General features: G+C 52.4%; 17 protein-coding genes. 12 read left to right on the top strand and 5 right to left on the bottom strand.

Annotated features, from left to right (window positions below):
• Positions 1-351: 351 nt before the first annotated feature.
• Both DDT56_RS02890 and DDT56_RS02885 read left to right on the top strand, forming a co-directional pair.
• Positions 352-1,635 (top strand): HAAAP family serine/threonine permease, encoded by a 1,284-nt coding sequence (locus tag DDT56_RS02890; protein ID WP_136165001.1) that lies wholly within the window; start codon positions 352-354, stop codon positions 1,633-1,635.
• Positions 1,636-1,728: 93 nt separating this feature from the next.
• Positions 1,729-3,096 (top strand): L-serine ammonia-lyase, encoded by a 1,368-nt coding sequence (locus DDT56_RS02885; protein WP_136165000.1) that lies wholly within the window; start codon positions 1,729-1,731, stop codon positions 3,094-3,096.
• A 171-nt stretch (positions 3,097-3,267) separates the two neighbouring features.
• Here the strand turns inward: DDT56_RS02885 and DDT56_RS02880 are convergent, their stop codons facing one another.
• Together DDT56_RS02880 and DDT56_RS24320 are read right to left on the bottom strand one after the other, a co-directional pair.
• Positions 3,268-3,705: a helix-turn-helix domain-containing protein gene (locus DDT56_RS02880; protein ID WP_136165126.1), complete on the bottom strand. Its 438-nt coding sequence runs from the start codon at positions 3,703-3,705 to the stop codon at positions 3,268-3,270.
• A 94-nt stretch (positions 3,706-3,799) separates the two neighbouring features.
• Complete coding sequence (locus tag DDT56_RS24320) at positions 3,800-3,940, bottom strand: hypothetical protein (RefSeq protein WP_168197551.1); 141 nt, start codon at positions 3,938-3,940, stop codon at positions 3,800-3,802.
• Between the two features lie 188 nt (positions 3,941-4,128).
• On the opposite strand from DDT56_RS24320, the gene ppk1 reads away from it, so the two are divergent.
• The 3 genes from ppk1 (at position 4,129) to mgtE (ending at position 9,816) form a co-directional block, all read left to right on the top strand.
• Positions 4,129-6,201, top strand: coding sequence for a polyphosphate kinase 1 (gene ppk1 / locus DDT56_RS02875; RefSeq protein WP_136164999.1), 2,073 nt, complete (start codon positions 4,129-4,131; stop codon positions 6,199-6,201).
• On the top strand, positions 6,201-7,736 hold the full coding sequence (ppx, locus tag DDT56_RS02870) for an exopolyphosphatase (protein WP_136164998.1): 1,536 nt from the start codon (positions 6,201-6,203) through the stop codon (positions 7,734-7,736). Before ppk1 ends, ppx begins: the two co-directional genes overlap by 1 nt.
• A gap of 655 nt (positions 7,737-8,391) precedes the next feature.
• On the top strand, positions 8,392-9,816 hold the full coding sequence (gene mgtE, locus DDT56_RS02860) for a magnesium transporter (protein ID WP_136164996.1): 1,425 nt from the start codon (positions 8,392-8,394) through the stop codon (positions 9,814-9,816).
• A gap of 32 nt (positions 9,817-9,848) precedes the next feature.
• On the opposite strand, the gene galK is transcribed toward mgtE, so the two are convergent.
• Entirely contained in the window at positions 9,849-11,012 is a 1,164-nt protein-coding gene (gene galK / locus DDT56_RS02855) for a galactokinase (protein ID WP_136164995.1), read from the bottom strand.
• 9 nt (positions 11,013-11,021) lie between these two features.
• Entirely contained in the window at positions 11,022-12,062 is a 1,041-nt protein-coding gene (galT, locus tag DDT56_RS02850; RefSeq protein WP_136164994.1) for a galactose-1-phosphate uridylyltransferase, read from the bottom strand.
• Between the two features lie 643 nt (positions 12,063-12,705).
• Between galT and galR the strand changes: the two genes are divergently transcribed.
• Together galR and DDT56_RS02840 are read left to right on the top strand one after the other, a co-directional pair.
• Positions 12,706-13,716, top strand: coding sequence for an HTH-type transcriptional regulator GalR (galR, locus tag DDT56_RS02845; protein ID WP_136164993.1), 1,011 nt, complete (start codon positions 12,706-12,708; stop codon positions 13,714-13,716).
• 576 nt (positions 13,717-14,292) lie between these two features.
• Positions 14,293-15,600: a maltoporin gene (locus DDT56_RS02840; protein ID WP_136164992.1), complete on the top strand. Its 1,308-nt coding sequence runs from the start codon at positions 14,293-14,295 to the stop codon at positions 15,598-15,600.
• Between the two features lie 144 nt (positions 15,601-15,744).
• Here DDT56_RS02840 and DDT56_RS02835 read toward each other — a convergent pair whose 3' ends face one another.
• The gene (locus DDT56_RS02835; protein ID WP_136164991.1) at positions 15,745-16,836 is read right to left on the bottom strand and encodes an ABC transporter ATP-binding protein; all 1,092 of its coding nucleotides are present in this window, start codon (positions 16,834-16,836) and stop codon (positions 15,745-15,747) included.
• Between the two features lie 596 nt (positions 16,837-17,432).
• Here DDT56_RS02835 and DDT56_RS02830 point away from each other — a divergent pair.
• The 5 genes from DDT56_RS02830 to DDT56_RS02810 all read left to right on the top strand — a co-directional run bounded on the left by DDT56_RS02830 (position 17,433) and on the right by DDT56_RS02810 (position 24,334).
• Positions 17,433-18,665 carry an extracellular solute-binding protein gene (locus tag DDT56_RS02830; protein WP_136165125.1) on the top strand — a complete coding sequence of 411 codons (1,233 nt, stop codon included), beginning with the start codon at positions 17,433-17,435 and terminating at the stop codon, positions 18,663-18,665.
• A gap of 65 nt (positions 18,666-18,730) precedes the next feature.
• A complete protein-coding gene (locus DDT56_RS02825; protein ID WP_136164990.1) occupies positions 18,731-20,035 on the top strand; it encodes a carbohydrate ABC transporter permease in 1,305 nt (434 codons plus the stop codon).
• 12 nt (positions 20,036-20,047) lie between these two features.
• Positions 20,048-20,899 (top strand): sugar ABC transporter permease, encoded by an 852-nt coding sequence (locus DDT56_RS02820; RefSeq protein ID WP_136164989.1) that lies wholly within the window; start codon positions 20,048-20,050, stop codon positions 20,897-20,899.
• A gap of 37 nt (positions 20,900-20,936) precedes the next feature.
• On the top strand, positions 20,937-22,160 hold the full coding sequence (locus tag DDT56_RS02815) for a glycoside hydrolase family 53 protein (protein ID WP_136164988.1): 1,224 nt from the start codon (positions 20,937-20,939) through the stop codon (positions 22,158-22,160).
• 113 nt (positions 22,161-22,273) lie between these two features.
• Complete coding sequence (locus DDT56_RS02810) at positions 22,274-24,334, top strand: beta-galactosidase (RefSeq protein ID WP_136164987.1); 2,061 nt, start codon at positions 22,274-22,276, stop codon at positions 24,332-24,334.
• Positions 24,335-24,351: the final 17 nt, after the last annotated feature.

The following is a 24,351-nucleotide window of genomic DNA, read 5'->3' as shown; positions in this document are numbered from 1 at the left end:
CTGAAATTATGTTTATTATTTCCACTATCCGTGTTTTTAATAATTTTTATTTTTGCTCGTTTTTTATCTATCAAAAATAAATTAGCGCATCAAGAAAGAGCCGTTAAAAAAAATAAAAATAAAGTATCATAATTGATGTTTTAATTCCCTTTAAAATTTATTAAAATAAATTATTTAAATCCATTTATGTGATCACCTCAATATTATTCATCGCCACGTAAAATATAGAATGCAGCCACAAAAAAGAATTACCCATCGACATAGCTTTTATATGTCTTATTCACAATTATCCCTGTAACGGCAACTTGCCGGTACGGTATTTTTACACTGTGTTCACTTAGGAGAAACGGCATGAGCACAATTCAAGATAGCGGCCAGGTATTAGAACAGGCCTCAGGCTGGCGCAAAAGCGATACGGTGTGGATGCTCGGCCTATATGGCACGGCCATTGGCGCCGGCGTGTTATTTCTGCCGATAAATGCCGGTATCGGCGGCCTGATCCCGTTAATTATCATGGCTATTATCGCTTTCCCGATGACCTATTATTCCCACCGCGCTTTGTGTCGATTTGTATTATCCGGTAAAAAAGGTGGTGAAGATATTACAGAAGTTGTTGAAGAACATTTCGGCGTCGGCGCTGGAAAATTAATCACCTTGCTGTATTTTTTCGCAATTTACCCCATTCTGCTGGTTTACAGCGTGGCGATTACCAATACGGTTGACAGCTTTATTACTCACCAGCTGCATTTGCCTTCTCCGCCAAGAGCGCTGCTGTCATTAATATTGATCCTGGGATTAATGTTTATTGTCCGCTTTGGCGAAACCATGATTGTCAAGGCAATGAGTATTCTGGTTTATCCTTTTGTCGCCGTTTTGATGTTGCTGGCTCTGTATTTAATACCGCACTGGAATACCTCTGTTTTCGAGAATGTTTCCCTGGCGAATAACGTAACCGGCAACGGTTTGCTGGCGACGTTATGGCTGGCGATCCCGGTAATGGTTTTCTCATTCAACCATTCACCGATCATCTCCTCCTTTGCGGTCGCCAAGCGTAAAGAGTATGGCGATCAAGCCGAGAGGAAATGCGCCCGCATTCTGGGTTACAGCCATATCATGATGGTGATAACCGTGATGTTCTTCGTGTTCAGCTGCGTGCTGAGCCTGTCTCCGACCGAACTGATGGAAGCCAAGGAACAGAACATCTCTATCCTGTCTTATCTGGCCAACCACTTTAACAATCCGCTGATGGGCTACCTGGCGCCGGTTATCGCCACCATCGCCATATCCAAATCGTTTCTCGGCCACTATCTGGGAGCCGGCGAAGGTTTCAACGGCATGATTGTGAAGTCGCTGCGCAGTAAGGGGAAAACCATCTCCAGCGGCAAACTGAATCGCATTACCGCGTTGTTTATGCTGGCGACAACCTGGCTCGTCGCCACGCTGAATCCCAGCATTCTGGGGATGATCGAAACGCTGGGCGGCCCGATTATCGCCTGCCTGCTGTTCCTGATGCCGATGTACGCCATTCAGAAAGTGCCGGCGATGAAAAAATACAGCGGCCATATCAGCAACCTGTTCGTCACCGTTATGGGGCTGATCGCTATCTCCGCCATCGTTTACAGCCTGTTCGGTTAATCGCCAGCGGTACGATTATTCCCACTCCTGATTCGCCTCTTTCCACGCCGGTAGCGTTATTTCGACTACCGGCGTTTTTTAAAGGAAATCGTTATGGTCAGCGTATTTGAAATTTTCAAAATCGGTATCGGACCTTCCAGTTCGCACACCGTGGGTCCGATGAAAGCTGGCAAAATGTTCACCGATGATCTGGTCGATAAAGCGCTTATTTCATCGGTAACGCGGATCGTTGTTGAGGTATATGGTTCCCTGTCGCTGACGGGAAAAGGCCACCATACGGATATCGCCATTATTATGGGGCTAGCCGGCAACCTGCCGGATAGCGTTGACATTGACCGTATTCCGATGTTTATCCAGCAGATAAAAGAAACTCATCGGTTACCGCTGCTGAACGGTCAATATGAAGTCAGTTTTCCGCTGGAAACCGCCATCCTTTTTCAAGCGGAAAACCTGCCGCTGCATGAAAACGGCATGACGATCCACGCCTACCATCATCAGGAACCGGTTTACAGTAAAACCTATTATTCCATTGGCGGGGGCTTTGTTGTCGATCAGGAGAATTTCGGTAAAACCACCGGGGCGGAGGAAAATGCCCCTTATCCGTTTTTTTCCGCCCAAAAACTATTGCAGCATTGCCGGGACAATTGCCTTTCCCTGTCGGCGATCGTCATGAAAAACGAAATCGCCATGCATGGTCGCGAGGCCATCGAACGCTATTTCGCCGATGTCTGGCAAGTCATGCAAAACGGCATTCATCGCGGCATGAATACCGAAGGGGTATTACCCGGACCGCTGAGAGTGCCGCGCCGCGCATCCGCGCTGCACCGTCTGTTATTGATTAACGATCGCTTCTCCAGCGACCCCATGGATGCGATGGACTGGGTCAATATGTTTGCGATGGCCGTCACAGAAGAAAACGCGGCGGGCGGACGGGTGGTTACCGCGCCGACCAACGGCGCCTGCGGTATTATTCCTGCCGTACTGGCCTATTATGATCACTACATTCAGCCTGTTACCCCCGAATCCTATTTACGCTACTTTTTAGCCTCCGGGGCTATTGGCCTGCTGTATAAAATGAATGCCTCCATTTCCGGCGCCGAAGTCGGCTGCCAGGGGGAAGTCGGCGTAGCCTGTTCCATGGCGGCGGCGGGCCTGGCCGAATTACTCGGCGCCAATCCGGTGCAGGTTTGCATCGCGGCGGAAATTGGTATGGAACACAATCTGGGGCTGACCTGCGATCCGGTTGCCGGTCAGGTTCAGGTTCCCTGCATTGAACGTAACGCCATCGCATCCGTTAAGGCGATTAACGCCGCCCGCATGGCGCTGCGCCGCGCCAGCGAACCGCGGGTGTCGCTGGATAAGGTCATCGAAACCATGTACGAAACCGGTAAAGATATGAACGCCAAATATCGCGAAACATCACGAGGCGGATTAGCCATTAAAGTCGTAATCTGTGAATAAACTCGTTAATGGCCGAATACGATCGGTTAATTCCCAAGCAATCCCGCATAACGTTTTTGCGGGAGTAATCGTTTATTTTTAATGCGGAAATCGGTTAATGAGCAGCGAGCCATTAACCGATTTCATTTATACATCAGATAAATAAACTGGTGCTCTCTCTTATTAAACCGACTATTTCTTTTCATTCTCCGGCCATGACCAGATAACATTATTTTCGGCGGCGGAGATATACCAGTCGACCGTGCTGACAGACGCTTTTTTAACATCCTGGCGTCGGGAAACGGTTTTTTCAGGGAAGGCGGACGCTTTCTTCCGGATGCGCAGCGGGGTATGTTTTTTCTCGCCCCGCACCTGGGCGTTAAATGATTCGACCTCGGCATCAAATAACACGCCGTCCAACTGTTGCAAACGATTAAGTCCACGCAAAATGGACAATAGGCTGCTGAGCGTGATCGACTCGCCCATCTCGGCGCGTTTAATGGTTGCAATACCTAACCCCGCACGTTCGGCGAGATCAACCTGAGATAAGCGCTGCTGGATTCGAGCATCTTTTATTCTCCGGCAAAGCTCGGTAATAATTTCGCCTTCATTCATGGTGCTAAATCTCATTTTTCCGCCGTTTATCCGTACCGTTAGTGCGCGCATTTTATCATCAATTTTTCTTCCGGCACGGACAATTGGCGAACAATATCCATTATCTTGATCAATCACATAAAAACGAGGGGGTAAGCAGATAGAAGAAAATCAGCACCAGTATCCCGCCGCCCGCCACAATACGGCGCGTCAGACGATTCAACAATGCTCGCCGACGATCCTGATACCGTATGTTCCCTGTGTTTCCCATTGATCTTTCACCGTCAGAGAGATTTCATGCATTGTCCCCACCGGAAAAGCAGGTAGCATATGTTGCCTTTATGCTCGTAATATAACGATGGCGACGCCGTCCGCGAATTGGATTTTCACGTCATGAACGCGCCATAATGTTGATGGATATTGGATAGACCTTCAGCACCATAGTTTACCGGAGTGACAATGAGTCAGGACAAACTCTATATTGAAAAAGAGTTAAGTTGGTTATCCTTTAATGAGCGTGTACTTCAGGAAGCGGCAGATAAAAGCAACCCCTTGATTGAGCGTATGCGCTTTCTTGGCATTTACTCCAGCAATCTCGATGAGTTTTATAAAGTCCGTTTTGCCGATCTGAAAAGACGCATCCTGATTAACGAAGAGCAAGGTTTAGACGGCAATTTACGCCACCTTTTAGGCAAGATTCAGGCGCGCGTGCTGAAAACCGATCAAATTTTTGACAATCTTTACAACGAGTTATTGCTTGAAATGGCGCGCAACCAGATTTTCCTGGTTAATGAGCGCCAGGTCTCCCCGAATCAGCAGGATTGGCTGCGCGAGTATTTCAGGCAGCATTTACGCCAGCACATTACCCCGATACTGATCCTGCACGACACCAATCTGGTGCAGTTCCTGAAAGATGACTACACCTATCTGGCGGTGGAAATCATCCGCGGCGATCGCATCAATTATGCGCTGCTGGAAATTCCCTCGGACAAGGTTCCCCGCTTCGTCAACCTGCCGGCGGAAGCGCCCCGCCGCCGCAAGACCATGATTCTGATCGATAACATTCTGCGCTATTGCCTGAATGACATTTTCAAGGGATTTTTCGATTACGACGCGCTCAACGCCTATTCGATGAAAATGACGCGCGATGCGGAGTACGATCTGGTCACCGAAATGGAGTCCAGCCTGCTGGAACTGATGTCTTCCAGCCTCAAGCAGCGGCTGACGGCCGAGCCGGTGCGCTTTGTTTATCAGCGCGATATGCCGGATGCGATGGTCGCGATACTACAGGAGAAGCTGGGAATCTCCTCTTATGACTCGGTGATCCCCGGCGGCCGTTACCACAATTTTAAAGACTTTATTTCGTTCCCCAACGTCGGCCGCGCCGCGCTGGTCAACAAAGCGCTGCCGCGCCTGCGCCACGAGTGGTTCGGCCACTTCCGCAATGGCTTCGACGCCATTCGCGAACGCGACGTACTGCTTTATTATCCATACCATACCTTCGAGCATGTGCTGGAGCTGCTGCGCCAGGCCTCGTTCGACCCCAGCGTGCTGGCCATCAAAATCAATATTTACCGGGTGGCGAAAGATTCCCGCATCATCACCTCGATGATCCACGCCGCGCACAACGGCAAGAAAGTCACCGTGGTGGTGGAGCTGCAGGCGCGTTTCGATGAAGAGGCCAATATTCACTGGGCCAAACGGCTGACCGAGGCCGGCGTTCACGTGATCTTCTCGGTGCCGGGGCTGAAAATTCACGCCAAGCTGTTTTTGATCTCCCGCCGTGAAGGGGACAACATCGTGCGTTACGCCCATATCGGCACCGGCAACTTCAATGAAAAAACCGCCCGACTCTACACCGACTACTCGCTGATCACCGCCGACGAACGCATCACCAATGAAGTGCGCCGGGTATTTAACTTCATCGAAAACCCCTATCGCCCCGTCTCCTTTGAGCATCTGCTGGTTTCTCCCCAGAATTCGCGCGACAAGCTTTATCAGTTGATCGATAAGGAAACCGACAATGCGCTGGCGAATATCGACGCGAGCATTACCCTTAAGGTGAATAACCTGGTGGATAAAGGGCTGGTGGAAAGGCTATATCGGGCTTCCGCCGCCGGGGTGAAAATCAATCTGCTGGTTCGTGGTATGTGCTCGCTGATCCCCGCCCTACCGGGGATCAGCGAAAATATTCAGGCGATCAGCATCGTCGATCGCTATCTGGAACACGATCGCGTTTACGTGTTTAATAACGGAGGAGACAAGAAAGTCTATCTCTCCTCCGCCGACTGGATGACGCGTAACATCGATTACCGTATTGAAGTCGCCGTCGAAGTGCTCGATCCCATTTTGAAAAATCGTATTCTGGAGATCCTGGACATTCTGTTCAGCGATACGGTGAAAGCCCGTGTGATTGATAAAGAGCTGAGTAATCGCTATGTATTGCGCGGCAACCGTCGTAAAGTACGCGCGCAAAATGCCATTTATGATTACATCAAGGCGCTTGAGCAACCCGAGGATAAGCCTGAATAATGCCATTAACGAATAAAGACGACGATGTCGTAAAACCCCAGGAATTCGCCGCCGTCGATCTGGGGTCCAACAGCTTTCATATGGTGATCGCCCGGGTGGTAAACGGCGCGCTTCAGGTGCTTAGCCGTTTAAAACAGCGCGTTCATCTGGCCGACGGGCTGGACGGCCAAAACCGGCTCAGCGAAGAGGCGATGGAGCGCGGTTTAAGCTGTCTGGCGCTGTTTGCCGAACGGTTGCAGGGGTTCTCGGCGCTGAATGTCTCCATTGTCGGCACCCATGCGTTGCGCCAGGCGACCAACGCCCAGGAATTTCTGCGCCGGGCGGCGGAAATCATTCCCTATCCGATTGAAATCATCTCCGGCCATGAAGAGGCGCGGTTGATTTTCATGGGCGTGGAGCACACCCAGCCGGAAAAGGGCCGCAAACTGGTGATCGACATTGGCGGCGGCTCCACCGAACTGGTGATCGGCGAAGACTTTGAGCCCATGCTGGTGGAAAGCCGCCGTATGGGCTGCGTCAGCTTTGCCCAGCAGTTTTTCCCCCATGGCGAAATCAGCGCGGCCAATTTTAAGCGCGCCCGGCTGGCGGCGGCCCAGAAGCTGGAGACGCTGGCCTGGGAATACCGTATCTACGGCTGGCAATATGCGCTAGGGGCGTCCGGCACCATTAAGGCCGCCCATGAAATTCTGTTGGAAATGGGCGAGAAAGACGGCCTGATTACGCCGGAACGTCTGGAAATGCTGCGCGACCATGTGCTGCGCTTTAAGTCGTTCAAGGCGCTGAGTCTGCCGGGGCTGCCGGAAGACCGGCAGTCGGTGCTGGTGCCAGGGCTGGCTATTCTGTGCGGCATTTTCGACGTACTGGCGATCAAGGAGCTTCGTCTGTCCGACGGCGCGCTGCGGGAAGGGGTACTGTATGAAATGGAAGGCCGTTTCCGTCATCAGGATATCCGTATCCGCACCGCGCAAAGCCTCGCCAGCCATTACAATATCGATCGGGAACAGGCGCGCCGGGTGCGGGAAACCACCGAGTCGCTGTACGCCCAATGGGCGCAGCAAAACCCCAGTCTGGTGCACCCGCAGCTTGAGGCGATCCTCAACTGGGCTTCCATGCTGCATGAGGTCGGGCTGGGCATAAACCACAGCGGCATGCACCGCCATTCGGCCTATATTCTGCAAAATACCAACCTGCCCGGCTTCAATCAGGAACAGCAGCTATTGCTGGCGCTGATCGTGCGGCTGCATCGCAAAGCCATCAAGCTGGAAGAGTTCCCGCGCCTGAACCTGTTTAAAAAGAAGCAGTATTTGCCCATGGTTCAGCTATTGCGCCTGGCCACCCTGCTGAACAATCAGCGGCAGGCCACCACCACGCCAGCCACGCTGCGCCTGCTCACCGACGATAACCACTGGACGCTGATTTTTCCCGCGGGCTTTTTCGCCCAGAACACCCTGGTGCAGCTCGATCTGGAACGGGAGCAGGAATACTGGAAGGATGTCGCCGGCTGGAAACTGAATATCGAAGAAGAGCCGACCTGAACCGGATGCCGATAACGCCGAGGCTTGGCTTTTCCTCGGCGTTTCGGCCCGTCGCCCCGCGCGGCGCCGCCGTTTTACCGCCGCAGTGAAAGGCGGCGGCGCCTTTCATTTTTTTATCCTGATGGATTGACCTGCGCCAACGCTTGTGCCTAAATTAATCACAGCGAGTGTTCGCTTCCACAGGAGATTTTACGGTAATGTCCACGCTTACCCATAAACGACGAATATCAATGCGACCGCGACGAAGTAGTTCACGCATTGCCCGTGCCGTTTTGCTGATCAGCTTTATTATCCTCTTAGGCCGTTTTGCTTACTCCGCTATCAGCGCGTTCGCCCATCATCAGGACAAACAGCAACAGCGCGTCGAACAATCCCTCACCGCTTCCGACCTAGTAATCCACCAGAAAGAATAGCGTTCGCCGCTCCGCGACCGTTTTATACCCGATTATTCAACCTCTTCATCCGCGCGCTCCGTCACGCCATCGATTCGCGGCATCCGCGTCCCGCTGTTTTTTTATGCACCCGATTCACCACTTTCAGGCATTAATCCGCAAACCGTCCTATTCTTAATCCACTGATTTTGCGCTACGTTTAGTCAGTTGCACCAACCGTTCAGCACGAACGGGAATAAAACCATACCGAGTATAAGAAACCCATGTCGAATGTAAAAAAACTCACCGCCATCCGGCGTCGCATATCGCTTTTACTGTTAGAAAACGGCGACTTGGTTGATAACATTCTCAACCGGCAGCCAGGAGACAGCGCCACAGAACGTAAGACCCTGCTCGACCAGACGGCCGAAATATGCCGGTTGATTATCGGGTTGCACGCCGCCGACCTGGCCGACCTGCTGGAGTCGCTGCCTCATGACGAACGTTTGGCGCTCTGGCGGCTGATCCCCATAGACCGGCGCGGACGGGTGCTGATCGAGGCCTCCGACAGCATATCGGACGATCTTATCGGCGATATGCAGAATAAAGAGATTCTGAAAGCGGTCCGCGTGCTGGATGTTGACGAACAGGCTCAGCTGGCGCGCATGATCCCCCGCCATCTGCTGGGGCGGATACTGACCTCGCTGGAGCCGAAGCAGCGCGCGCAGCTGCGTGGCGCGATCGATTATGACGAAGATTGCGTCGGCCATATCATGGATTTCAAACTCACCACCATACGGGCCGATGTTACCCTTGCCGCGGTACAACGCTATCTGCGCTATCGGAAAACCATTCCGGAGTCCACCGATAAGCTGTTCGTCACCGATCGCAAGAACACCCTGATTGGCGAGCTGTCTCTGGCCAATATATTGCTTAATGCGCCGGGGACGTCGGTAGCCGCCATCATGGATAAACAGCCGACCATGTTTCAGCCGGAAGATCGGGCGGCGGACGCCGCCGGGGCCTTTGAACGTTATAACCTGATCTCCGCCGCCGTGGTGGACAGCAAAGGTAAACTGATGGGGCGCCTGACGGTGGAAGATATCGTCGACGTGGTCAATAAGGAAAGCGACAGCCATCTGCGCCGTTCCGGCGGGTTAACCCCCTCCGAGGACGTCTACGCGCCGGTCTACAAAGCCGTGCGTAACCGCTGGGGCTGGCTGGCCATCAATCTGTGCACCGCGCTGGTGGCGTCACGCGTTATCGGCCTGTTCGAAAACACGCTGTCGCATCTGGTGGCGCTGGCCACCCTGATGCCGATCGTCGCCGGCCTGGGCGGAAATACCGGCAACCAGACCATCACCATGATCGTCCGCGCGCTGGCGCTGCATCAGCTGGAACACGGCAGAAAGTCTTATCTGCTGTTGAAAGAGCTGGGAGTGGCGCTGGTCAACGGCCTGATATGGGGCGGCGTGATGGGGCTTATCACCTTCGCGCTGTACGGCAGCCCCGAAATGGGCGGCGTCATGATGCTGGCGATCCTGCTGAACCTGCTGCTGGCGGCGCTGATGGGGGTGCTGATCCCCCTGGTTATGGTGCAGCTCGGGCGCGACCCCGCCATTGGCTCCAGCGTGATGATCACCGCCATCACCGATACCGGCGGATTTTTTATTTTCCTCGGGCTGGCAACGCTGTTTTTGCTGCCTTGATGCGGCCCGCGTCACATGACGCCAAAAGCGGCTCAGCTCAGCCGGCCGGCGCCGTCGGACGGACGGCAGAGATAGATTGAAGGCGGCAATCCGCTGCGCGCCGGGTAGTCGCGCTCCAGCATCCGGCAAATGTCGGCGGTCATCGCCGCCGGCACCAGCGACACCACGCAGCCGCCGAAACCGCCCCCGGTCATTCTGGCTCCGCCCTGCTCACCGACGTGGTTCTGAATCAACTCCACCAGCGTATCAATCTGGGGAACGGTGATCTCGAAATCGTCGCGCATCGAAACGTGAGACTCTGCCATCAAGGCAAACAGGCGTTTGGCGTCCTGACGGGCCAGGGCATCGGCCGCTTGCAGCGTACGGCTGTTTTCGCTAATGACGTGGCGGGCGCGTTTTAGCGCCAGCGGATCCAGTCCCGCCATGCCCGCCGTAAACTGCTCCAGCGACAGATCGCGCAGCGCCCTGACGCCAAAATGGCGCGCCGCCGCCTCGCACTGCCGACGGCGGGTATTGTATTCGCTGTCCACCAGTCCGCGGCGCACGTTGGAATTGACAATCAGGATATCGAACCCTTCCAGCATACGGACCGCCCGCCCTTCCAGCGACCGGCAGTCGATCAGTAACGCATGCCCCGACCGCCCCTGCGCCGAAATAAACTGATCCATAATACCGCAGCTACAGCCGACAAAATCGTTCTCCGCCTGCTGGCCGACGAGCGCCACGTCCAACTGGCTGATATCCAGACGGTTCAGCGTCTTGAACGTTTGTCCGACGGCGACCTCAAGCGAGGCCGACGAGCTTAGTCCCGCGCCGGACGGCACATTGCCCGCAATCACCATATCCATGCCGCCGATCGGCAAGCCGCGCGCCTGCAAAAACTTTACCGTGCCGCGCACATAGTTCGCCCAGGTATATTCGCCATGCGGCGCTATCTCCTGCGTCAGATCAAATGCATCCTGCTGGCTATCGCAGTTTACCGCCACTACCCGCACGAGACGGTCTTGCCGGGCGGCCGCGCCGATCACCGTCTGGTAATCAATGGCGCAGGGTAAGACAAAACCATCATTGTAGTCGGTATGCTCGCCAATCAGGTTCACCCGTCCCGGCGCCTGAATATGCGCCTGCGGCGCGTAACCGAACAGGCGTTGAAAGGTTGCATCGACGGAGTGGCGCAAAACATCAATACGGCTCATACCCGGTCCTCAAATTTGCTCACGAAAATGGATATCGCTGACGCCGCGCAGGCGTTCGGCTGCCTGTTCCGCCGTCAGATCGCGCTGGGCTTCCGCCAGCATTTCGTAACCGACCATAAACTTGCGCACGCTGGCGGAACGTAATAGCGGCGGATAAAAATGGGCGTGCAGCTGCCAGTGGCTATTCTCTTCGCCGTTAAAGGGCGCGCCGTGCCACCCCATGGAATAGGGAAACGAGCACTGAAACAGATTGTCGTAACGACTGGTCAGTTTTTTCAGCGCCAGGGCCAAATCCTCACGCTGAGCCTCGCTCAACTGCGGCAACTGCCGTACGGCGAACTTCGGCAGCAACAGGGTTTCAAACGGCCAGGATGCCCAGTAGGGCACCACCGCCAGCCAGTGTTCGGTTTCCACCACCAGCCGCCCGCCGTCCGCCTGCTCGCGCCGCGCATAATCCAGCAGCAGAGGCGTAGCGTAATGCTCAAAATAAGCGCGCTGTTGCCGATCTTCATGCTGGACTTCATTGGGTAAAAAATCGTTGGCCCATACCTGTCCGTGCGGGTGCGGGTTGGAGCACCCCATCATCGCGCCTTTGTTTTCAAAAACCTGAACCCAGGGATAGCGCCGCCCCAGCTCCGCCGCCTGCTCGCTCCAGGTATCGATGACCTTTTTCAATGCCCGCAAGGGCAATTCAGGCAGGCTTTTGCCGTGATCCGGCGAGAAACAGATCACCCGGCTGACGCCTCTGGCGCTCTGCATCCGAAACAGCGGATCTTCGCCGGCCGATAGCGTCGGGGTATCCTCCATCAGCGCCGAAAAATCGTTGGTGAACACAAAGGTTCCCTGATACGACGGGTTCACCTCTCCGGTAACCCGCTTATTTCCGGCGCACAGATAGCAGGTCGGATCGTGCGGCGGCAACGCGCGGCGATCGGGTTCATCCTGCTGCCCCTGCCATGGACGTCTGGCGCGGTGCGGGGAAACCAGCACCCACTCCCCTTTCAGCGGGTTGAAACGACGATGCGGGTGCTCGGTTGGTTCAAATGGCATAGATCACTCCTCAAAACAGGACAGACACCCTTCGCCGTGGCGATATTTCCCGGCGGCATCCGGCTGATGCGCAACGCCCGGTTTTTTTTCGGGTAAACACCTGGGGAAATGGAAGTTACGTCTGCCAGGCAATAAAAATAACCGCCTTGTATGTAACAGGGTATGTAACATGTTTCACTCTATATTAATTACATAACTGATTAATAATAAACAATATAAACTGATAAGGGGGTTTCGATAACGACCTTAGTGTAACCGGTTACCCTAAATTTAAACCACAGGATGACTTTTGGGAAGTGAGAAGTTACTCTTGATAGTGATATCGATCACATAAGTACGGTCTGGATAACGCAAAAAGGGAATGAATAGGTAACATCAATAAAAGCCTGTACCTTGTAAGTACGATCACCTGTTTTTTCTCATAACCAGTGCGTTAGGCTATACCTCAAAGTCCTTGGAGTGGGAGAGGCTTTCAGCAAGATGGCTCACAAACGAGTCCCAGCACACTTACGCAGATAAGTGATTCAAAGGGGGCTAGTGCAGCCAGCAGTGCTGCAATTTCAAGGAAGAAAGGTATATAAAACATAAAAACCCCTGGTGTTTATGTTACACGACAACGCGTTTCACTGTTCAGGAATACTCAATGGCAACAATAAAGGATGTCGCTCGTCTATCAGGTGTATCCGTTGCAACGGTTTCACGTGTTATCAATGATTCCCCTAAAGCCAGCAGCGCTTCACGCAAAGCCGTGCATAAAGCCATGGCCGAGTTACAGTATCATCCGAACGCAAATGCGCGAGCCCTTGCCCATCAAAGTGCGGAAACGCTCGGCATTGTGGTAGCGGATGTTTCCGATCCTTTCTTCGGAATCATGGTCAAATCAGTGGAACAGATCGCTCAGGCAACAGGAAAATTCCTGCTTATCGGCAACGGCTATCACAACGCCGAGCAGGAGAAAAAAGCGATCGAACAGCTGATTCGTCATCGCTGCGCTGGGCTGGTGGTCCATGCAAAAATGATTTCCGATCGGGAACTGGCGATATTGATGAGCCATATTCCCGATATGGTGCTAATCAACCGTACCCTGCCGGGCTATGAAACCCGCTGTGTGGCGCTGGACGACCGCTACGGTTCTTGGCTGGCTACCCGGCATCTGATTCAGGAAGGACATCAGAAAATCGGCTTTCTCTGCTCGAATCACCAAATTTCCGACTCATTTGATCGTCTGCAAGGTTATATCGATGCGTTACAGGAGCACGGTATTGAACTGGATGAACGCCTGATTGCTCGGGCTTCGCCGGATGAGCTGGGCGGAGAATCCGCCATGACCGAATTGCTCAGCCGTGGCGGTAATATGACTGCCCTGGTGTGTTACAACGACTCCATGGCCGCCGGCGCCTTGTCGGTGCTGAGCGACAACAGCATCAACGTGCCGCAGGATATATCCGTGGTCGGATTTGATGATGTACTGATCGCTCGCTATCTGCGTCCGCGCTTAACCACAGTGCATTATCCCGTGTCCGCGATGGCTATACACGCGGCGGAGCTGGCCATTGCGCTGTCCCATGGCAAACCGCTCAAAGAAACCACCAATATGTTCAGTCCGACATTGGTTCGCCGTCATTCGGTCGGCGCGCCGCCGCAAAAGAAATAATGGTTTAGTGACCAATAGATCGGCGGTATCGGTTACGGTGAAGCGTTAAAGATTGAGCGACCCGTTCCTCTCGCAGGGCAAGATATCCTTGTGGGTGCCTTACCCCGCGGTTCGCCAAACGACTGTCAGTTCCCTTTCCCCTCCATTCCCGCCGCTTTTTACCTTCTTCATCACATTAATCCCAGCCATCACGCCTCCGCAATATGCCGGGTAACAGTGCATGGCTTACTCTTAGTGCGTTGTTTCACTCATTTTTGCCGTGTCATTCCTTAATCCCCACATAGCGATAAAAAATTTAAATGCTAAGTTCTCCATATTTATTAGCATATGTAACTAATTACATCACACAGCAATATGCTCACACCATGAAAAATCATTGAAATGCCATATAAAATCAAATTAAAACAACGTTAAACCATTGTAAAACCCCGTGTGACTATTTTGTATTTTGTGAGTGTAATCATGTCACGGGCTATTTTATTACCTCATAATCCCCTCGAAATTTAGTGTAACCGCTTTACCACAATTCAATTGATGTTACGTCCCCTTCTTATCCGAATAAGTGAAAGGTAGATTATGAAAAGAAAACTGCTGACTACATCCGTTGCCCTGAGTTTGGCAATAGTGGCAACCCCTTCTTATTCCGTTGATTTCTCAGGGTACTTCCGTTCTGGTGTCGGAGTTTCAAATCATGGGAAACAGCAAACAGCCGATAAAGCCTATGTTGGCAGGCTGGGTAATGAAGATGATACCTACGGCGAAATTCAGTTAGGCCAACAGCTTTATAATGAAAATGGGAAAACGTTTTACTTTGACAGCATGATCTCTTTTGAATCCGATGGCTCAAACGACAATGAAACCACGAAAGACGATGATGCCGAATTTGGATTACGTCAGTTAAATCTGCAAGCCAAAGGTTTTGTCCCCGGTCTGCCGGATGCGGTGGTCTGGGCGGGTAAACGCTACTACCAGCGACACGATCTCCATATCATCGACACAAAATACTGGAATATATCCGGCGCCGGCGCGGGGATTGAAAATATCAAAGCGGGCGAAGGCGCGTTCTCATTCGCCTGGATTCGCGGCGATGCGGAAAATATGGAAATCAGCTGCGCCGACAGCGCAAACAGCGAGGAATGTAACAATAAAGCGGATGTATACGACGATCTGAATATCAACTTCCTGGACGCCCGTTATGCCGGCTGGAAACCCTGGGACGGCGCATGGACGGAATTCGGCATCACCTATGCCATACCGAATGAATCCGACGTACAAAAAAATATCTTCACTATTGAAGACTCGCAATATGATGTTAAGAACTCAGTCATGTTGACGGGCGAACTCAGCCACTATTTCTCCAGCCTTAAATCCAATCAGAAACTGGTGTTGCAATACGCCGACAAGGGATTGGCGCATAATATGGTGGATCAAGGGGGCGGCTGGTATGACGTCTGGAACCTCAACGACAGCGCCAAAGGCTATCGAGTGATTCAGGCAGGCGATCTGCCGCTCGGCGATAAGATTTCGCTGAGCCATGTACTCACCTATGGTAAAGCGGATGAAATCAGCCGCTGGCGCGACAGCACAGAGCTATTCTCCGCCGTGGCGCGAGGGCAGTACGCCTGGACCAAAAATCAGAAAACGTATCTGGAAGCTGGAGCCTACCGTAAAACCGATACCTGGACCAGCGGTGATGAAAGCAAATACAGCGGGCAAAAATATACCCTTGCTCATGCGTTCAGCGCCGATATTCCGATGCTGACACGCCCGGAGCTGCGTTTTTTCGTGGCTTATCTGAACGGTGGGGATGAAAACAAAAACCGTTTCAACGACGATCGCAGCAATACCCTAAACTTCGGGATTCAGGCTGAAGCCTGGTGGTAGTCGTCTCCGCTCAGGAATAAGGCTCAGCACCCTTCGGGTTGACGGGCCTTTTTACCGGCTTGCCAGTTAATTCCCGACCTCCCGCTTCTGAGCGTTATCAATGCACTGGAGTGGGAGGTTACACAACAGGCGCTTTCACGTAATTTATTGATCGACCTCGTTAATGCGTATCCCTTCCTCGTTAAATACCAGACAATTACGCGAAGAGAAGAACACATCGATATGCTGGTATGGTTTAAAATCGCTGTCGCCCGCCAGCAGCAGTTTAAAGTTATCAATGCCACAACATTGCCCGAAAAGATAGGTGCTGTTGCCCAACCGCTCAACCACCTCGCAGCCAAAGGAGAGGCGAATCCCCTCCCCCAGCGGCCTGATGTGTTCAGGGCGCACCCCCAGCGTCACAGCGCTACCGACCGCCAGTTCTGCGGTACGCAGTAAAAGCTCGAGATCCAACTGTTCGGCGATGTTAACCTTGAGCATATCGGGCGCCCAGGATAATACCCGGGCAGGCAGGAAGTTCATTTTCGGCGAACCGATAAAACCAGCCACAAACTGGTTAACTGGATGATAGTAAAGCTCCATTGGCGAACCAACCTGCTCAACTTTACCATAATTCATCACGACGATTTTATCGGCCAACGTCATGGCCTCCACCTGATCGTGCGTCACGTAGATCATGGTCGTGTTCAGTTCCTGATGTAATTTGGCAATGTGCAAACGCATATCGACGCGCAGTTCCGCATCCAGGTTAGAGAGCGGTTCATCAAAAAGAAAAACTTTGGGGTTGCGCACAATGGCGCGCCCGATAGCGACACGTTGCCGCTGCCCGCCGGATAGCTCTTTCGGCTTACGCTCCAGCAGATGAGAAAGTTGCAACGTCTTCGCCACCATTTCGATCTGGTGTTTAATCTGATCTTTCGCTACGCCGTTAACGCGTAAACCATACCCCATGTTTTCAGCCACAGTCATATGCGGGTACAGCGCATATGACTGAAATACCATGGCGACACCACGGTGCGCCGGAGCCACATCGTTGACCACCGCATCATCAATCATGACCTCGCCACTGGTGACGTCTTCCAGTCCGGCGATCATTCTTAGCAGTGTGGATTTACCACATCCAGAAGGCCCAACGAAAACGGCAAACTCCCCGTCGGCAATCGTCAGGTTTATATCATGAAGCGTTACATTCTTACCAAAGTGCTTACTAACTCTCTCCAGCTGGATCGCCGCCATAACAATAACCTCTTGATAATTTTAATTTCCATGGCTCAGGCGTTGAACAAAACAGCCAGTGCCTTTCCCTGTACAGCCTGACTTCGCTATCACGCTTTATGCGACAACAGCGGGTAAAACGCCGCTGCACAGGGGTCATGCCGTCAATATAACAGCATGGTGTAACCGCTTGCACAAACAGGGGGTTACTTTTGTGCATAAGATCACAGCCTTTACATGTTTCGCTGGCAGACGTGGCGCACTCTGCTTAATGTAATCGCCACTGGTGTAACCGTTACCCTATTTTGTGGAAAACGCCCTCCTCCGCAGCGAAAAATGGCAACCGAAGAGTTCACCATACAGTGAAGCTGGCAGCGGGATGCGTGATCATCTTATTAATTAGTTGATTACTGGATCTCTGTCGTTCGATTCAGCGTTATGCAGCAAAAAGCCGATCGCCTCGATTGGTGTATTCCGGGAACAGGTTTTATTTCCCACCCCGCCGCAATCAGGTGGCCTATGTAACGTTACAGTGAAATGGCCGGCGGCTGTACGATGGAAGGTAATTTACGATTTCCTACCATGATTTTTGCCTAACCAAGGCGCGAGGATTAATGATGAAAATGAAAACATTGACGACCGTCATTATGATATCACTAGGTATCACAGGGATTTTCAGCAAATCGGCCTTATCCGCCGAACAGGAACTCCTGGTATGGGAAGACATAAAAAAATCCCAGGGGATTGCTGATGCGATTAAAGCCTTTGAAACGCAAAACAACGTCAAAATCAAAGTGCTGGAATCCCCCTATGCACAGCAGATCGAAAAACTCCGTCTCGATGGTCCGGCAGGTATCGGCCCCGACGTCTTTGTTATGCCCCACGATCAAATCGGCACGGCGGTGGTTCAAGGGCTGATAGCCGAACTGAAACTCGACCCGGCTTATATCGCCGGCTTTACCAAACCCGCATTGGATGCACAAACATACAACGGCAAGCTGTATGGCATTCCCAAAGCGGTGGAAACGACGGTGCTGATCTACAACAAGGATTTGATGCCTCAGCCACCGGAGAAATTTGACGACCTGTTTACTTTCTCCAAACAGCAACGAACCGAAGGCCGTTACGGTCTACTGGCGAAATTCGATGAAATCTATTATGCCTATGCCGTGATTGCCGGTATGGGGGGTTACATTTTCGGCCAGAACAGCAATGGTTCGCCGAACGTCAAAGATATCGGTCTGGATAAAAAAGCAGCTATTGATGCGGTTAATTACCTCAAGAAATTCTATTCCGACGGTCTGTTTCCACCGGGTATTGTCGGTGAAACCGGACTAAACGCTATCGACTCCCTGTTTACCGAGAAAAAAGCCGCAGCAGTCATTACCGGTCCCTGGTCGTTTCAGCCATACAAAAACGCCGGCATTAACTATGGCGTCGTCCCACTGCCATTGCTGCCTAACGGCGAGCATCCTCGTTCTTTGTTAGGGGTAAAAGGCTACAGCATCTCTACCTACTCCAAAAAACAGGAACTGGCGCAGAAGTTTATTGAGTTCATCAACCAGCCTGAATACGCCAGGATTCGTTTCCAACTGACGGGTGAAATTCCGCCGATCGGCAAGTTGGTTGACGATCCGCTAATCAAGAATGATGAGAAATCGCGCGCCGTTGCCATTCAGTCCGGCTATGCCGTACCGATGCCAAGCGTGCCGGAAATGCAGGAAGTCTGGATACCGACCAATAGCGCGTTGCAACTGAGCGTAACGGGTAAACAGGATACCAAAGCCGCGCTGGAATCCGCCGTGAAAACCATAAAAATGCAAATCGAAGCAAACCACAGCAATCAATAAACAGTTGGGCGCCATGGGTAAACAAGTTTTGTTTACCCATGTTCTTGATAGACAGGAGGTATAGTGTGATCGTCAATACCAGCGGCCTTGCGCGACACAACGGCAGCAGTCGCCATGCAAGACTCTCACTATTGCTGGGACTGCTTCCCGGACTCGGGCAGATTTATAATCGCCAGTTCGTTAAAGGTGTCTTTTTTTTCCTGGTCATGTCCTGCTTCATCGGCGTATTTCATGACTTTTTACGGGAAGGCGGCTGGGGATTAATTACGCTAGGTACCGAGCTGCCGCGTGATCACTCCATTTTTCTGCTGGCGAAAGGAATTATCAGCCTGATCGTGGCAACGTTCGGCATCGGTGTTTACTACTGTAGCCTGCGGGATGCCTATCTCTGCGGCGCAAAACGAGACCATGGTTTACCGCTGAGCGGCGTGAAAAAGCAGTATCAGTTACTGCTGAGCGAAGGTTTTCCTTACCTGATGATCACCCCCGGTTTTATCTTGCTGGTATTTGTGGTGATTTTCCCCATCATTTTCGGTTTTTCCATCGCTTTTACCAATTACGACCTTTATCACACGCCGCCTGCCAAGCTGGTTGATTGGGTTGGAATGAAAAACTTTATCAATATATTCCGCCTCGATTTGTGGCGTTCTACCTTCTTTGACGTGCTGCAATGGACGGTCATCTGGACGCTTATCGCCACTACGTTACAATGCGCCGTCGGTATTCTGCTGGCCATTCTGGTGAATCAGAAGGGGCTACGCTTCAAGCCGTTGATTCGCACCATCCTGATTTTACCGTGGGCAGTGCCGGGTTTTGTCACCATTCTGGTGTTCGCCGGCATGTTCAACGAAACCTTCGGGGTGATCAATAACGGTATTCTGGCCGCGTTAGGCATTGAACCCAAAGCCTGGATGACCGATCCGCTCTGGACCAAAACCGCGCTGATTCTGATGCAAACCTGGCTTGGCTTCCCGTTCGTGTTTGCCATGACGACCGGCGTTTTGCAGGCGATACCAGACGATCTCTATGAGGCCGCCACCATCGACGGAGCAAGCGGTTGGCACAAGCTGACGACGATTACCTTGCCGCTGGTGCTTTACTCCATTGCCCCGATCATCATTACGCAATACACGTTCAACTTTAACAATTTCAACATTATCTATCTGTTCAACAATGGCGGACCGCCCGTCATCGGCTCTAACGCGGGCGGAACGGATATTCTGGTTTCATGGATTTACAAACTCACGATGTCGTCTTCTCAGTACGCGATCGCGGCCAGCATCACCATACTGCTGTCGATTTTTGTGGTGGGCATCGCGCTATGGCAGTTCCGGGCGACCAACTCGTTTAAACAAGACAACATGGCCTAGGGAAGCACGCCGATGAATGCGAAACACAGTGTGAAAAGGCAGAATGCCATCAAACTCGGCCTGACCTACCTACTGCTGCTGATGGTGGCCGCCATTATTATTTATCCACTGATCTGGACGGTGGGCGCCTCCCTCAATCCCGGCAGCAGCTTGCTTAATACTTCCATCATTCCGGAGAATTTTTCATTCATTCACTATCAGGAACTGTTTAACGGGCAGATCGATTATGCGTCCTGGTATTGGAATTCGATGAAAATCAGCCTGCTGACCATGATGCTGACGCTGGTAAGCGTCAGCTTCACCGCCTACTCGTTCTCACGCTTTCGCTTTCGCGGACGCCAGAACGGGCTGATGCTATTTCTGCTGTTGCAGATGATCCCGCAATTTTCCGCACTGATTGCCATCTTTGTTCTGGCGCAAATGCTGGGGCTGGTTAACAGCCATATTGCGCTGGTGCTGGTGTACGTGGGCGGCATGATCCCAATGAATACCTATCTGATGAAAGGTTATCTGGACGCCATTCCCAAAGATCTGGATGAATCGGCCCGGATGGACGGCGCTGGTAATTTCCGTATCTTCATTGAAATTATCATGCCGTTGTCGAAACCGATCATCGCGGTTATCGCTCTATTTTCCTTTACCGGTCCACTGGGGGATTTCATCCTGGCGAGCACCATTTTGCGTACTCCGGACCAGTTTACGCTGCCGATCGGACTGTACAACCTGGTCGTGCAAAAGATGGGTGCCAGTTACACCACTTACGCCGCGGGTGCGGTGTTGATTGCCGTGCCGGTCGCCATTCTTTATCTCTCGCTGCAAAAGTACTTTGTTTCCGGCCTGACGTCTGGCGGCACCAAAGGATAACCATACCAACCTCCGTATCGATCCCAGGAACGTTAAAATGAACATGAAAAAATACGTACTGATGACCGCACTGTTAGCTACCGGCCTGTCGGTCTGCGCTTTGCCCCAGACCTTGCAAGCGGCAGAGAACGTCACCATCAACAAGTTACACAATATCCCTAGCGATTTTATTAAAGGCGCGGACATTTCCATGCTGCATGAAGTGGAAAAGCACGGCGGCAAGTTTTATGACGAACAAGGCAAGCAAAAAGACGCCATGCTAATACTGAAAGAGAACGGGATTAACTACATTCGTCTGCGCATCTGGAACGATCCGCAAGACGCCGCGGGAAATGGCTACGGTGGTGGCAACAACGATTTGGCTACTACGCTGACGCTGGCCAAACGCGCCAAATCCAACGGCATGAAGCTGTTGCTGGATTTCCATTACAGTGATTTCTGGACCGACCCGGCCCACCAGAATAAACCCAAAGCGTGGGCAGACCTGAATATGGAACAGCTCACGGCGGCCGTTCACGATTACACCAAAGCTACTATCGGCGAATTCAAGAAGGCCGGCGTAATGCCGGATATGGTTCAGGTAGGCAACGAACTGAACGGCGGCATGCTGTGGCCGGAGGGAAAAAGCTGGGGTCAGGGCGGCGGTGAATTTGATCGTCTGGCGGCTCTGCTGAAAGCCGGGATTCAGGGAGTTAAAGACGCGCAGGGCCCCGACGGCAACGTCCAAATCATGCTGCATCTGGCTGAAGGTACGAAAAACGATACCTTTATCTGGTGGTTCGATGAAATTACCCGACGCAACGTGCCGTTCGATGTAATCGGCGCATCGTTTTACACCTACTGGAATGGCCCGATCAGCGCGCTTCAGTACAACATGAACGACGTTACCAAGCGCTATGACAAAGACATCATTGTGGTTGAAGCCGCCTACGCCTATACCCTGGAGAACTGTGACAACGCCGAAAACAGCTTCCAGCAGAAAGAACTGGATGCGGGAGGCTATCCGGCATCCGTGCAGGGTCAGGCCGATTACCTTCACGATCTGATGCAAAGCATCATCAATGTGCCAAACCATCGCGGCAAAGGCGTGTTTTACTGGGAACCGATCTGGTTGCCTACCCCCGGCGCAACCTGGGCGACCACGGCCGGGATGAAATACAACAAGGATGAATGGAAGGAAGGCAATGCCCGTGAAAATCAGGCGTTGTTCAACTGTCAGGGCAAAGTGCTACCGTCGATCAAAGCGTTTAATCAGCACTGATAATCGTGGTTTTGCATACACATTTTCCTGAATTTCGTAGCTGAAGCCATTGGAGTTGCGGCCGCCGATGCCGCAACTCCAGATACAATGCGTATATGCCAGTGGAGAACGATATGTTCAAATTCCCCCCGCTAAGCAGTAAAGTTCCCGTCCTGCTGCACGGTGCCGATTACAATCCTGATCAATGGCTGGATAATCCGGAAATCCTGACCAAAGACATTGAGATGATGAAACAGGCAAGGTGCAATGTCATGTCGGTCGGGATTTTCAGTTGGTCCGGGATTGAGCCGGAAGAAGGCCATTATCAATTTGGCTGGCTGGATGACATTCTGGACCGTCTATACGCCAACGGTATTTTCGTTTTTCTGGCCACGCCAAGCGGCGCACGTCCGGCATGGCTGTCACAAAAATACCCGGAGGTACTGCGAGTGGCGAGCGACCAGACTCGCGCCCGGCATGGCGGTCGTCATAATCATTGTCTGACCTCGCCGATCTACCGTGAGAAAGTCCGCCAGATCAACGCGCGTCTGGCCCAACGTTACTCTCATCATCCGGCGGTAATTGGCTGGCATATCTCAAATGAATACAGCGGGGAATGTCACTGTGATTTCTGTCAAAACGCGTTCCGCCACTGGCTACAATCACGTTACGGCACGCTGGATGCGCTGAATAAAGCCTGGTGGAGCACTTTCTGGAGCCATACCTACACCGATTGGTCGCAGATTGCCCCACCGTCTGCCAAAGGGGAAATGTCTATCCACGGTCTGAATCTGGACTGGAAACGTTTCAATACCGCGCAAGTTACAGACTTCTGCGCTGCTGAAATTCAGCCGTTAAAAGCCGAAAATCCGTCACTGCCAACCACCACTAATTTCATGGAATATTTCTATGATTATGACTATTGGCAGTTAGCGAAAGTTATCGACTTTATCTCCTGGGATAGCTATCCGCTGTGGCATAAGGAAGAAGATGACAGCACGCTGGGGGCTTATATCGCTATGTATCACGATCTAATGCGCACGCTGAAAGGCGGGAAACCGTTTTACCTGATGGAGTCCACTCCCAGCCAGACCAACTGGCAACCTATCAGCAAGCTGAAAAAACCGGGCATGCATATCCTGTCTTCGCTACAGGCTGTCGCACACGGCTCCGACTCCGTGCAATATTTCCAGTGGCGCAAAAGCCGTGGATCGGTGGAAAAATTTCACGGTGCGGTAGTCGATCATGTAGGCCACATCAACACGCGAGTCGGCCGCGAGGTACAGGCGCTGGGGGAAATACTCGCCAAGCTCGCGCCGATCGCAGGAAGCCGGGTCGACGCCAACGTCGCGATTATTTTTGACTGGGAAAGCCGGTGGGCGATGGACGATGCTCAAGGCCCGCGTAATGCCGGCCTGTTCTATGAAAAAACCGTGGCCGAGCATTATCGTCCTTTCTGGGAACAAGGCGTAGCCATCGACGTGATCAATGCCGACGCCGACCTCAGCGCTTATCAACTCGTCGTCGCCCCGATGCTGTACATGGTGCGCGATGGATTTGCCGAACGCGTTGATGCTTTTGTACAGAAAGGAGGACGTTTCGTTGCCACTTATTGGTCGGGGATCGTTAACGAAACGGATCTCTGCCATCTTGGCGGCTTCCCCGGCCCGTTGCGCCCCATTATGGGGATCTGGGCTGAAGAGATAGACAGCCTGTACGATCACGAAAGCAACAGCGTCAGCGGGCTGACGGATAATCCTCATCATCTCGCTGGCCCCTATACCGCCACCCATCTGTGCGAGTTGATCCATCTCGAAGGCGCGCAGGCGCTGGCATGTTACGACAATGATTTTTACGCAGGGAACCCGGCGGTAACGGTGAACGAACGCGGCAATGGCAAAGCGTATTACATTGCCTCACGCAACGATCTGGCTTTTCAGCGTGATTTCTTCACTACGCTGATAAAAGAACTGGCGTTACCACAGGCGCTGCCGACCATATTGCCGCCGGGGGTCGCGGTTCAGCGTCGCAGTGATGAAGAAAGTGAGTTTATTTTTATCCAAAACTATAAGACACAACCGCAGCAGGTCATGCTGCCGGCAGTTTATGAGGAAATGACGACCGGAGCGTCCCTGTCCGGCGATATAGTGATACCGGGCTATGGCTGTCGGGTTTTGCGCCGCAGCCTGCGTTAATTAACATGCGGGCTAGC

This window comes from Brenneria corticis, assembly GCF_003115855.1.
Lineage (GTDB): Bacteria > Pseudomonadota > Gammaproteobacteria > Enterobacterales > Enterobacteriaceae > Brenneria > Brenneria corticis.
The sequence above is the reverse complement of the archived record's forward strand: the minus strand, read 5'-3'. Positions and strand labels throughout refer to the sequence as shown.